The 12,561-nt window shown below is 39.9% G+C and carries 13 protein-coding genes; 4 read left to right on the forward strand and 9 right to left on the reverse strand.

All coding sequences use genetic code 11. The features are described 5' to 3' along the window. Positions 1–11 precede the first annotated feature (11 nt). The 3 genes from murA to tsaB form a co-directional block, all read right to left on the reverse strand. A complete protein-coding gene (gene murA, locus A3GM_RS0103925; protein ID WP_018362087.1) occupies positions 12–1,322 on the reverse strand; it encodes a UDP-N-acetylglucosamine 1-carboxyvinyltransferase in 1,311 nt (436 codons plus the stop codon). A 1-nt stretch (position 1,323) separates the two neighbouring features. Beyond that, positions 1,324–1,920 carry a DUF4290 domain-containing protein gene (locus A3GM_RS0103930; RefSeq protein WP_018362088.1) on the reverse strand — a complete coding sequence of 199 codons (597 nt, stop codon included), beginning with the start codon at positions 1,918–1,920 and terminating at the stop codon, positions 1,324–1,326. 89 nt (positions 1,921–2,009) lie between these two features. Then, positions 2,010–2,702 carry a tRNA (adenosine(37)-N6)-threonylcarbamoyltransferase complex dimerization subunit type 1 TsaB gene (gene tsaB, locus A3GM_RS0103935; RefSeq protein WP_018362089.1) on the reverse strand — a complete coding sequence of 231 codons (693 nt, stop codon included), beginning with the start codon at positions 2,700–2,702 and terminating at the stop codon, positions 2,010–2,012. Between the two features lie 197 nt (positions 2,703–2,899). On the opposite strand from tsaB, the gene A3GM_RS0103940 reads away from it, so the two are divergent. From A3GM_RS0103940 to nadD, 3 genes are read left to right on the forward strand one after another with little or no spacing between them, the layout of a single operon-like run. After that, positions 2,900–3,775 (forward strand): YicC/YloC family endoribonuclease, encoded by an 876-nt coding sequence (locus tag A3GM_RS0103940; RefSeq protein WP_025829868.1) that lies wholly within the window; start codon positions 2,900–2,902, stop codon positions 3,773–3,775. An 11-nt stretch (positions 3,776–3,786) separates the two neighbouring features. Next, positions 3,787–4,353 carry a guanylate kinase gene (gene gmk / locus A3GM_RS0103945; protein ID WP_018362091.1) on the forward strand — a complete coding sequence of 189 codons (567 nt, stop codon included), beginning with the start codon at positions 3,787–3,789 and terminating at the stop codon, positions 4,351–4,353. A 15-nt stretch (positions 4,354–4,368) separates the two neighbouring features. Continuing rightward, positions 4,369–4,947, forward strand: a complete 579-nt coding sequence (nadD, locus tag A3GM_RS0103950; protein ID WP_018362092.1) for a nicotinate (nicotinamide) nucleotide adenylyltransferase — start codon at positions 4,369–4,371, stop codon at positions 4,945–4,947. A 618-nt stretch (positions 4,948–5,565) separates the two neighbouring features. On the opposite strand, the gene A3GM_RS0103955 is transcribed toward nadD, so the two are convergent. Genes A3GM_RS0103955 through aroQ form a run of 3 tightly spaced genes read right to left on the reverse strand, consistent with a single transcriptional unit; the run spans position 5,566 to position 7,262 of the window. Next, positions 5,566–6,117, reverse strand: a complete 552-nt coding sequence (locus A3GM_RS0103955) for an RNA polymerase sigma-70 factor (protein ID WP_018362093.1) — start codon at positions 6,115–6,117, stop codon at positions 5,566–5,568. 43 nt (positions 6,118–6,160) lie between these two features. Beyond that, on the reverse strand, positions 6,161–6,796 hold the full coding sequence (locus A3GM_RS0103960; RefSeq protein ID WP_018362094.1) for an O-methyltransferase: 636 nt from the start codon (positions 6,794–6,796) through the stop codon (positions 6,161–6,163). 46 nt (positions 6,797–6,842) lie between these two features. Then, positions 6,843–7,262, reverse strand: coding sequence for a type II 3-dehydroquinate dehydratase (gene aroQ, locus A3GM_RS0103965; RefSeq protein ID WP_018362095.1), 420 nt, complete (start codon positions 7,260–7,262; stop codon positions 6,843–6,845). 112 nt (positions 7,263–7,374) lie between these two features. Between aroQ and xerA the strand changes: the two genes are divergently transcribed. Beyond that, positions 7,375–8,310, forward strand: coding sequence for a site-specific tyrosine recombinase/integron integrase (xerA, locus tag A3GM_RS0103970; protein ID WP_018362096.1), 936 nt, complete (start codon positions 7,375–7,377; stop codon positions 8,308–8,310). 49 nt (positions 8,311–8,359) lie between these two features. Here xerA and A3GM_RS0103975 read toward each other — a convergent pair whose 3' ends face one another. The 3 genes from A3GM_RS0103975 to A3GM_RS0103985 all read right to left on the reverse strand — a co-directional run bounded on the left by A3GM_RS0103975 (position 8,360) and on the right by A3GM_RS0103985 (position 12,561). Next, complete coding sequence (locus A3GM_RS0103975; RefSeq protein ID WP_018362097.1) at positions 8,360–9,826, reverse strand: oligosaccharide flippase family protein; 1,467 nt, start codon at positions 9,824–9,826, stop codon at positions 8,360–8,362. Between the two features lie 779 nt (positions 9,827–10,605). Beyond that, on the reverse strand, positions 10,606–10,713 hold the full coding sequence (locus tag A3GM_RS11745; protein ID WP_219480830.1) for a DUF6486 family protein: 108 nt from the start codon (positions 10,711–10,713) through the stop codon (positions 10,606–10,608). A 381-nt stretch (positions 10,714–11,094) separates the two neighbouring features. Continuing rightward, positions 11,095–12,561 carry a DUF6080 domain-containing protein gene (locus A3GM_RS0103985; protein WP_018362099.1) on the reverse strand — a complete coding sequence of 489 codons (1,467 nt, stop codon included), beginning with the start codon at positions 12,559–12,561 and terminating at the stop codon, positions 11,095–11,097.

Consider the following 12,561-nt stretch of genomic DNA (forward strand, 5'->3'; position numbering starts at 1 on the left):
TCTTAAGGGGATTATCCTTTCACTCTAGTTATTTTGGCTCCGAGGTCGTTAAGACGTCTTTCTATATCCTCATATCCACGGTCTATCTGTGAAATATTAGATATTCTGCTTGTTCCTTCGGCACATAATGCGGCAATAAGAAGGGCAATTCCGGCTCTAATATCAGGGCTTGACATGTTTCCCGAGCGTAAGTTTCGCTTGCGATCGTGGCCTACTACAACTGCTCTATGAGGGTCGCAAAGAATAATTTGGGCTCCCATATCGATTAACTTGTCGACGAAGAACAATCTACTTTCAAACATCTTTTGATGTATCAACACGCTACCTTGAGCCTGAGAAGCCACAACAAGGAGCACAGAAAGCAAGTCGGGAGTGAGTCCGGGCCATGGAGAATCACTCAAAGTCATGATTGTTCCATCGATAAAAGACTCGATTTCGTAATGCTCTTGCTTTGGAATATAAAGGTCATCTCCCTTTATTTGTATCTTAATACCCATTCTTTTGAAGGTGTCGGGGATAATTCCAAGATTCTCAACAGACACGTTTTTGATGGTAATTCCATCGCCAATCATTGCAGCAAGACCGATAAACGACCCTACTTCAATCATATCTGGAAGTATAGTGTGCGTTGCTCCGTGCAAAGAAGGAACGCCTTGAATGGTTAAAAGGTTTGAAGCTATGCCGCTAATGCGTGCTCCCATGCTGTTTAAAAGCTTACATAATTGTTGAATATAAGGCTCACACGCTGCGTTATAGATTGTTGTTACACCCTCTGCAAGCACTGCTGCCATGATAATATTTGCGGTTCCAGTTATCGAAGCCTCATCAAGTAGCATATAATTGCCACGCAAGTGCTTTGCATTAATGGAATAAACGTTACGAGAAGGATCGTGAACGAAGTCTGCTCCCAATTGTTTAAAGCCCAAGAAGTGGGTATCTAAACGGCGTCTTCCAATCTTATCGCCACCTGGTTTGGTGATAACTGCCTTATGAAAGCGACCCAATAGCGGTCCAATCATCAGCACACTACCTCTTAAAGCGGCACATTTCTTTACAAACTCATCACTTTCTAAATAGTCTAAGTTGATGTTGTCGGCTTTAAAAGAATAGGTATTGCGACTCAACTGCTTAACCGTTACACCAACATCTTTAAGCAATTGAATTAAATTATTTACGTCTAAGATGTCTGGAATATTCTTTATTACAACCTCTTCTGTAGTGAGTAGAGCTGCACAAATAACCTCCAAAGCCTCGTTTTTGGCTCCTTGTGGGTGAATAACTCCTTTTAATGGGTGTCCTCCTTCAATTAAAAATGCTTCCATACTATCTTTTCTTACGTTTCTTTTCGTTAACTACTTTGGCAGAATTCTTTTTCAATGGCATTGCATTTACATCGAGTTGCACTTGTCCATCGGTAAAATGTGCCATGTCAGAAGCTATTCTTTCGTCGTCAAGAGAGCCGTGTCCATATTGCTCTAAGCAGCTTTTCATATGGTTTGCAGTGATTCTTATCAGCTCATCTCGTTCAGAAGAAGGCTCCATATCCTTTATTTTATTGAGCGTATCGAATACCATTTTGCCGTAATGACGAACGGGTATGCGATTGTGAGGATAAGCTATTGGTTCTGGCTTTCCTGCTAATTCACGTGCAGTTGATAAGTCAACAGGATAATCAATATCAAGTTTAAAGTTGCTAATAATAGCTAAATGGTCCCAAAGCTTTTGTTTTTTGCTTTCGGGATCGGTTGTATTTGGAGTCATTCGAGCCATTATTCGCACAATTGTCTCAGCGCATCTTTGACGCTCATTCTTATCTGTTAGGTTCACAGCATAATGCACCATCTCTTGAATTTCACGTCCATACTCCGACAAAATGAGCTTTTCTCGTTGTGTATTATAATCTAATCCTGCTATATTCATTTGTTTTTCTTATCCTCGTTATATAACTTTTCAATTCGGGGTTGTAACTACTTGCAAGGCTGTTGTTTTGCCATTGCTTTTCATTATCATTACAATAGTTTCTTAGCTTCTTTGGCAACGAAGTCTTTTAGATAGAAAGGAACGAAGTAAGCCACGTCTTCAAACTGCTCGTTGGCCATTCTCTTTTCAGCTAAAGGATACATATTTTTTGCCAAAGGAACTATTCCTTCGATGATATGTGCATTGTGATGAGTAAGCACTTCGTGGCATTTCTCGGCTCCATTACCAAAGAAATACACTGGTTGTTGTGCCAAAATATCATCATAAGTATTGCTTTCTACGATGTCTGCATTGATAGATCGCACCTCATTTAGGGCTCTATCGAAGAACTGAGAGTACACTTCCATACGGCGAGCGTCAATCATTGGGCATAAAAGAGCATTTTCTTCGTTGATCTTTTCATCAAGAAGAAGAGGCACACACATCAGCTCTAAGGTTGGAATAGCAATGAGTTTCACATCTCTACCATAGCAAATTCCCTTCGCCATAGATAGTCCTATGCGCAAACCAGTGTACGAACCAGGTCCGCAACTCACTGCTACTGCATCTAAAGGAATAGCGTGACTATCGATAAAAGATAATGCTTCTTGCACAAACACGCCTAATATCACGGCGTGATTAGGTCCCTCATGGTCTTCTTTATTAAAGATACAAGACCCGTCTTGACTAACAGCTACCGAACAAACGTTGGTACTTGTTTCAATATTTAATATACACGACATAGTTTTCTACTTAGTTAGAAGAGTGCTATAAAAATGCTTTCAAATGCTTATCTTTTTGCCTTTCTATCGCAATAGTATTTTAACAAGCCCGAAAGTGTTTATTATCCCCTTCTCTTTTCTTTATTTAAATATGCTACAAAATTACGCTTTTTATCGCCAAAATTAGTACTTTTGCAGAAAATTAACGAGAAAATCATATGATACTTTCTATGACTGGCTATGGAAAAGCATCCATAGCGCACCAAGATAAGAAGATAACTGTAGAAATTAAGTCATTAAATAGCAAGGCTTTTGACCTTTCTGCACGCATAGCTCCATTGTATAGAGAACGTGAAATGGAGATTCGTAACATCCTTTCTAAAAGCATTGAGCGTGGAAAAGTGGACTTTTCTATTTGGATTGAGAAAGAAAATGGAAACGACGCAACCCCCATTAATGCTGCACTTGTAAACAATTATTACGAGCAAATCAAAGCCATTTCGTCACAAACGGGTATCGAAGAGCCAAAAGATTGGTTCTCATTGCTTTTGCGTATGCCTGAAGTTATGACCCGAACAGAGGTAGAAGAGCTTACAGAAGAAGAGTGGAAGGCGGTTCAAAACGCTATTGATTTGGCCTTAGAGCAGTTCACTAACTTCAGAAAACAAGAGGGATTGGCTCTTTATAACAAGTTTACTGAAAAGATAAACAATATTGCTCAATTGCTAAAAGATATCGAACCCTACGAGCAAATGCGTGTTGAAAAGATCAAACAACGTATTCTCGACGGTTTAAAAACATTGCCCGAGGTGGATTATGACAAGAATCGTTTAGAGCAAGAACTGATCTATTATATCGAAAAGTTAGATATAAACGAAGAGAAACAACGATTAACTAATCACCTAAAGTACTTCATTGACACGATGAATGAGGGTCATGGACAAGGCAAAAAGCTTGGTTTTATTGCACAAGAAATGGGCAGAGAAATCAACACTACTGGCTCTAAAAGCAACCAAGCAGAGATGCAAAACATCGTTGTTCGTATGAAAGACGAACTCGAACAAATAAAAGAACAAGTGCTTAACATATTATAATTCAACCCGATATGTCTAAAGTTATTATTTTTTCAGCACCAAGTGGAAGTGGAAAAAGCACCATTATCAATCGCTTGATGCAACATCCTGAATTGAAATTGGCATTCTCTATCAGTTGCACAAGTCGTGAACCACGAGGCAAAGAGCAACATGGTGTAGAGTATTTCTTCCTTTCTCCCGATGAATTTCGTGCCCGAATAGAGGCAGGAGAGTTCCTCGAATACGAAGAAGTATACACTAATCGCTTTTATGGTACATTGACTTCGCAGGTTGAAAAGCAGCTAAACGAAGGCCAAAATGTTGTTCTTGATGTAGACGTGAAAGGCGGTTGCAACATAAAGAAGCACTATCAAGACAAGGCTTTGAGTGTTTTCATTCAGCCACCATCGATAGATGAGCTTAAAAAACGCTTGGTTTCTCGTGACACCGACAGCCCAGAAGTGATCGAAGACCGCCTTGCAAAGGCCGAATTCGAATTGTCGTTCGCTCCCCAATACGACGTTGTTATTGTGAACGACGATATTGAAACCGCAACAAAAGAGGCTTTTGACATTATCAAAAGCTTTATCAACGAATAACAAACACTCAGCACAATGAAACGAATAGGTATTCTTGGAGGCTCGTATAACCCCATTCATGTAGGTCATATTCAGCTTGCAGAACATCTACTTCGTGTGCTTTCGTTCGACGAAGTGTGGCTACTTGTGTCACCTCACAATCCTCTTAAACCCGCAAACGACCTTCTTCCCGATGCCATTCGCTATCAATGGGTAACTAAAAGCATTGAAGGTATGAGCGGATTGGTTGCAAGCGACTTCGAGTTGGCCCTTCCTCAGCCCTCATACACCTACAACACACTCACCCAACTCACTGCCACTTATCCCCAAAACGAGTTTACTTTGTTGATTGGAGCCGACAACTGGCAGGTGTTTCACAAGTGGTTTAGAGCAGAAGACATCATCAACAACTTTCGAATAGCCATCTATCCCCGACCAGGATCTGACGCTATCGCAACGCCTCTTCCCCCTAATGTGCAGGTGATTGATGCGCCTTTGATTGACATTAGCAGTACGATGATTCGCCAAAAGATTCGCAACCACGAGGATATAAGCCACCTTGTGCCCGAAGTGATACAGCAAGAGGTGATAAAGGCTTATTTAAATAGACCGTAGCCGAGGTGAATTGAAAAGCGAGAACACTGTAACTTATTTTTTATTCAACGATAGAAAGAGCACTTTAAGGTGCTCTTTTATTTTGATTTGCTCTCTTACTTTCTTTAAATTGTATTCTTGTTTTACTTACATTTTGCCCCTTCTCTACCCCAAACACGGCACTATCCTATTTTGTTTGCCCCTCTTTCCCTTTTCATTTCATCCTTATTTTATAGCAACTCCTCCCCCTATTCATCTCCTTTTTGCCCTCTTACACCTTAATATCCTCCATTATATCAATAAAAAAACCTCTCCATTTCAATTTTATTCCTCCCCATCTCGAGAACGGCTCCAATCTTTTCAACCTTCATTCCCGCCCCTTTTTCTTTTCAATTCACCTCCATTTCCCTCTCGTCTATTCCCATCTCAATCTCAATCAAAATTCTTTTTTCTACACCACCTCAATTCCTTTGCAGCAAAGGCATGACAACTCTATCGTGCAATAGCTATGACATTGCTCCACAAAAGCAGTGCAATTGCCACCTAAAAGCATTGCTATTAGAGCGCAAAAGCTATTCTTTTGCACCGCAACGGCTCTGCCCTCAACCAACAAGGGCATAAAAATAAGATTTGAATATACTAAAAATGGAGGACGAAAAGCAAAAGAATCAACAAGAAACGCTCTAAACTTTTGCGCAATTTTCGATAGGCAATAGCCATCTGACTCTCTATAGTGTTGATGCTAATGTTCAGCTCTTGCGCAATTTCGGCATGCTTCTTACCCTCTATCTTACTACGGAAAAAGATCTCTCTACATTGAGGTGGCAAAGCATCTATCGCCTTGTATATTTCAGAAATGGTGTCTTCTGTAACCGAAGTGGTTAAATCCCACATTTCAAGTTGATTGCACATCCATTGCATTTCGCTTCGTTCTACCTCCGAATAGTTTCCCTCTAACTCGGTAATTAGTAGCTCGCCACGCAAAAAAGAGATGCAACCATGCTTCACAGAAGTCATTACATAGGCCATAGAAAAGTTGCATTGGGGTGCTCGTTTCTGCAGTTCATAAATCTTTAAAAACACATCTTGCACCACATCTTCTGCCACATCGCTTCGCTTTACATACAATCTTGCAAAGCGTTTTGCAGGCGCATAATATTGAAGATATAGCTGTTTAAAAGAGGTGTCCATAACAGATGGTAGGCAATTGCAAAGGAATGGTGATGGTTTGTGCTTACTTTTTTCGAATAATGGTTAAGCCATCTCGCAACGGAAGGATAATTTGTTCGACCCTTTTGTCGGCAAGTAGGTAATCGTTAAAGCGTTTAATGCCTTGCGTTTGGGCGTCTTTGTCATACTGAGTGTCGACAACATGCCCGTCCCAAAGGGTGTTATCGGCCAAAATAAAGCCTCCTTCTCGCAACACAGACAAGGTCATTTCGTAGGTTTCTATATAGGTTCTCTTGTCTCCATCGATAAAAGCCATATCGAAAACAATGCCTTGTTGGGGCGCAAGCACATTGGCATCGCCAATCATAAAGTTGATTTTATCTTCTAATCCCGATTGTTTTATCCACGAACGGGTGAGGTCTTCCATCTCATCATTGATCTCATAGGTATGAATAAGTGCACCTTCTTTCAGTCCTTTTGCCATCGCAATGGCGCTATAACCGCTGAAAGTACCCACTTCGAGTATGTTTTTGGGTTGCAACATCTCTACAAACATCTTTAAAAGAACGCCTTGTAGGTGTCCACTTGCCATGCGTCCGTGCACCGTGTGTATGTTGGTTGCCCTGTAAAGTTGATACAAAAAGGGATCTTCTGGCTCGCTATGGTCGAGTATATATTGATGAAGTAGCTGATTGTCCATTATGAATTATAAAAAAGATGATATGGTTCTACATTGCTAAAAGGCTTTATTGGGCTATCAATGCTTCGATAGCCAATTGATAAGAATGCAATCCGAACCCTGCGATAACACCCTTGCAAGCTGGCGAAATAACCGAATGTCGTCTGAATTCTTCACGAGCATGCACGTTACTTATATGCACTTCAACCACTGGAGTGGTGATGCTTTTAATGCAATCTAATAGCGCAACACTGGTATGTGTATAGGCTCCAGCATTCAAAACGATGCCATCGAACGAGAAACCAACCTCTTGTAGCTTGTTAATTAGCTCGCCTTCGATGTTGCTTTGATAGTAAACCAACTCTATATCGGTGTACTTTTGCTTTAAAGTTTGCAAATAATCGTCGAACGATGTCGACCCATAAATGGCCGTTTCACGCACCCCTAAGAGGTTCAAATTGGGCCCATTCATAATAAGTATCTTCATTATAAGATATTTTTTATAACTTTGTGCTGATGTTATCTCGCTGCTTTGGACTTGCAAAAGCAATGCTTTTAGGCAACGTTTCTGCAAAGATAACAAAAAGAATGGAAAAAGAATGGAAAAAGAAAATCAAACCATTGCGAATATAATTCAAAGCTATTTGAGGTATTTAAAACTCGAACGCAATTATTCTACCAACACTATCGAGGCGTATAAAAACGACCTTGAGCACCTTATTACTTATTGTCAAGAAAACAATAAGGACGTGTTGAGCATGCAAATAGCCGATTTTGAACACTTTGCCTTTATCCTTCACGAGCGAAAAATTGGTGCTTCGTCGCAAGCAAGGATATTAAGTGGGGTGCGTTCTTTCTACCGTTATCTGGTGGTTGATGGCTTATTGGAAGACAATCCCACTGAATTACTCGAATCTCCGATACTTGGTGAGCATCTACCTGAGGTACTTTCGACTGAAGAAGTTGACCAATTGCAGAACTCTATCGACCTTTCTAAATGGGAAGGTCACCGCAATCGTGCCATAATAGAAGTTCTCTTTTCGTGCGGTTTGCGTGTATCTGAGCTCATTAACCTTAAAATTTCGAATATTTATATCATCGAACGCTATATCAGAGTGATTGGTAAAGGCTCGAAAGAACGCTTGGTTCCTATTTCAGATAAAGCGCTTCACGAGTTGGAAATGTGGTTTAAAGACCGCTATGCAATGAACATTAAGCCTGGAGAACAAGACTATGTGTTCCTCAATAGGCGTGGTGCTCACCTCACACGAACCATGATTTTGATTATGATTAAAAAGCAAGCGGAGTTGGCTGGCATCAAAAAAACTATCTCGCCACACACCCTTCGCCATTCGTTTGCAACCGAACTGCTTCGTGGAGGCGCAGACTTAATAGCCATTCAAGCGATGTTAGGGCACGAAAGTGTAAGCACAACAGAGATCTATACGCACATAGATAGAGAGTCGTTGCGCAAAGCTATCATCGAACATCACCCACGAAACAAACCTAAATACAAAAAAGAAAACAATACATAGTTTTCTTATTTCTCCCTAACATCTTTTTAATTATTGGGTTGTTGCTCTCTTATTTTCGTTTGAATATTCCGCTTATGCTGTTACGAAGGATATAAAACGAGAAGCAAGAGCTTGCCACTATGCTCGCACCTTGTATGCTCCAAGATAGCAATGTGTTGGAGTTGGAGCTAATAAAGTATACCAAACCTGCCAAAGATAGCTGTATTGCAAGGTATAAAAGCATTCGTTTTGAGATGCAAAAGCTATACTTTTGATAGGCAAAAGCATAGAGAATGAGGTTAAAAAGCAGTCCTGTTACCACCAAACCGAGTCCTATTCCAAAGAGATAAGCATTTTTATAGCCCAACCAAAACATGGTGATAAAAAGCAGATAGTAGGTTGCTTCGAGTAAGAAAAAGGCCTTAGAGTCGCCTCGAGACAATGCAATATACGACACAGGAAGCTCTAATGAGCGCATAAACATTGCAAAAATGGCCACTTTCACCATAGGAAGTACGTCTAAAAAGGCATCACTATACAACAAAGGAAGGGCGATAGGAAGGGTCGACATCAATAGAATTAGAAGTGGAGAAATGAGCAATAGCGACACTTCTAACTGTCTATTAACAAGCAAATTACGTTCTTCTACATTATTACCAACCGACGATAATCTCGGAAAATAATCGGTTTCCATTGCCGAAAAAATCACTCCTGCATAGGTCATCGTTATCATATAGCCCGCATTATACAAGCCCACATCATCTAAACTGCCCTCATAATTCAAGAAAGAGCGCACAATAAAGTCGCTACCACTGCCCATGATGCCTGCACCAAGAAAGGAAATGCCCAATCGAAGCATTGGCTTTGCCTCTGAAAAGGTGGCTGAATCGAAATGTATTCGATAGGGATAATAATGAAATGAATAGGTAATGGTGATGATAAACTGCGATAATGCAATGATAATGAGCGATGGAACGATGGCAGACTCGCCAAAGATGTAATACAATGGCACTGAGGTTACCAGCGCACAAAGCACTCCATAGATCGAAATCTCTGCCAAACGGCGTAGCTTTCGGGTGGCTTTTAGAATCGATAATTCGCCTGCTGACAAAGCAGTTAGGGCGATAATAGGTGCCAAAAGCATGAAGTGTAGAGTGTGATTGCCCCACGAAAAGCTGTAATGGTTGATCAATGGACTCAAAACAACGCACAAAATAAATCCTAAGCACGCTGTTATCACGCTCCACGAACGTATTAACTCTATTCTACTTTTCAGTTCTTCGTGATGCTCTTCGTCGTAAAGTCGTGACAATTCACGTACTGCACTCACTCCAAGTCCTAAGCCTGTGGTGTCGGAAATCAATCGAACAGTAGAGTTAAAAAGCGCCATTAAGCCCATACCTTGTGGTCCTAAAAGCAGCGCAATGAGCTTATTTCGAACCATTCCGATAAGAATAACCAAGCCTTGAACACCTCCAAAGATGCTCGTATATTTAAGAATATGCGAATAACTGCTGCTGGTTTCTTTCTTATTCATTATGGGTTTAGGTTTTAACTATATGCTATATAAATGTTAATGCGTCATTACATAGAAAACATTTCTATACCATCTCGCTCTTAACTCGATATAGTGCGCAAATCAAATGCTATTCTTTTAATTAACGAAAGTATTGCTTTTTTATTGCATTCGCATATTTCTTGAAAATCAATAGTAATTTACATTTTGTTATATCTTATTTTAATTATTATTATATAAAAGAACTTATTTACGTTAATTGAATGAAACTAATTCACAAAAAAGTGATAACTTAAAACAAAAATCACTATATTCGCAACAAAGAAATATAAGTTCTGTAAAATAACAGAAGCACAATTAAAACAGCCTTCCTTAGCTCTTAGGAGCGAATATCTCTTATCATGATTATAAATTACAATGAAAGTCGTTCTAAACGACATTAGAAATGCATACGTTTTCTGGTATTATTAATAGTAGGATTCAAGAGGTAATCAGTTTCTTAAGGTAGAAGTTAGGGTTTACAGTGGTAAATCATAAATTGTTTTCAAGGCTCAAGAGGACACAAATTAGTGTCGGTTTTCGTTGTTCTAGAGATAAAATAACGAAACAACGAAAAAGGGTAAGCGCGGTAGTTGATACCTTACGCTTACCCATCTTTTATGTTTTTGCGATGCAAAAGGTCATCGCCTCAATCATAAATACTGATCTTTCGGGGTGCGAACTCACCTCTATTGCTTTTCATTTCGATGTGTATTAGATCGTTATTTCCTTACACTTACGTTCGAAGAACAATGATTCATTCAGTTACTTTCTGCTTCGTTATTATTCAAAACGCCTAACAATGCGGTTGAAATAGCTATCAACACTTTGATAATAATAGCGAAAATACTCTTTTTTTCTGTTTTCATAATCATTCAATTTCAAGGTTATTAAAATGTGATTTCATTCTTAATGGCTCATATGAGCATTGCTTTTAGATGATATTATACCATACTTTCCTCCTTTCTTGATTTGTTATTGGTGAATAATGTGCAACCAATTGTTGCTCGATTGCACCACAAAATTAGTACAACAACAAGCGTGTTGCACCATAAAAGCTGTGTATCAAAGTGTGTATCATCGTGCAATTAGCTCGTTATAAGAATGTTATAACAACCCAATTACACACATATCAAAAGAAAGGCAACCCACCATTCCCTTCTAAGGAATGACAGATTGCCCTATATTATATAAGGTGTAAAAGCGCAAAAAGCCACTTTTCACCCGTCAAGATCTATCTAAGAGCCACTTTAAATCAAGTTTACTACCAACCAATTCACGTTCCATAAGAACAGGAACAGCGTGATAACCACAGCCACGACACGCACTATCGACAACGCTTTGCCTTGCATTACCCTGAAAAGATAAGCGATAGCAAGAGGAATAACGAATGCCCAATGAGCCGTCATGATATACACTTCGTTGATACCGAAGCCCAAACCCACGTGCAACACCATATCCAACAGCCACCACGAAGCGCACAACTGCATGAGCTTTTGTTTGCGACCAGCGAACAAACCCGCCAAGAACAGCACCAAAAGAAGTCCTTCTATAGCATAATTAAATATGTATCTATAAGGCACAATCATTGGTCTATTGCGCAAAACATCCTCTAACGTGTGGTCTTGATGTAGCTGAATGCCCTCTCCGAACAGGTTTTCTACGATAGAAGAAGTGCGAGAAGTAGTGACATCCGTCCATCTCATAAACTGCCCTTCGCTAATAGGTGCGCCCTGCTTAGGCTGCTTTTTCTTCTTCACCGAATTGGTTTGAGTTTGCACAGGCTTAGCAACCGAATCCTGCTTATTCTGCACTTGCGAGTTAAAAGAAAGCAATTCCTTTGTCGAAGCCTCTTCTTTTTCCTTCTGCTTTCGTTCCTCTTGCAGTTTCTGTTGAATCTGCTTTGCCTTCAAAGCCTTGTCTTTCTTTTGTTTATCAGCCTTTCGTTGCATTTCAACGGGCCACACCATCGCCTTATATTCCCACTTACTTACACCCCACATCACTGCAGATGGCAAGATAATAGCTAAGAGAAGGTGACGCCAATTGAAGAACTTTTTGCCGTTAACAAATAGAGATGCCAAGAAAACTTTTAAGCCATTGTTCAGCGAAATACCTCCCGTTACCACGAAGAGCAAAATGGTTTGCGTCTTAGTGAGCAACAGTTGTTTATCAATTCGTTGCGAAGCCACATACAAAGTGAATACAAGCATAAAGAACGACATGATGAAATGGTCGGGAACGATGCACGACAGCAAAATGTAAGCAAACGAAAAGAGCATTATCGTTAATAAACTTGCATCGAAACGACGTAGTTTCAGCGATGTACGCAATATGCGATAGAAGAACACAAAGCCGTATATTCCGCAGAAAGTTTGCAGAAATGGCATAATGAAAATGGCGCAATTGATACCCGTTATATACATTAACAGTTTGTTAAGCAGGTAGAACGGATACATAAAGAACGCCAACAAGGGGTGACGATATACGTTATAGCCCGCCCACCAGTCGCTAATTATCGAGTAAGTGATGGGATCAAAGCCCGAAACATGAAAGTTTCTGATAAACAAAGGCCAGTAGAATCGGGTAAAAGGAGTGAACTTATCATAGTAAAGATTGATCACTAAACCATTTAAAGCCACCAAAACAACAAGGAAGAAAAGCACCAATAAGCGTTCTTCCTTTTGTATTTTGAATAATGAAAAGATTTTTTTCAT

The sequence above is a fragment of the Hoylesella nanceiensis DSM 19126 = JCM 15639 genome (assembly GCF_000379965.1).
Lineage (GTDB): Bacteria > Bacteroidota > Bacteroidia > Bacteroidales > Bacteroidaceae > Prevotella > Prevotella nanceiensis.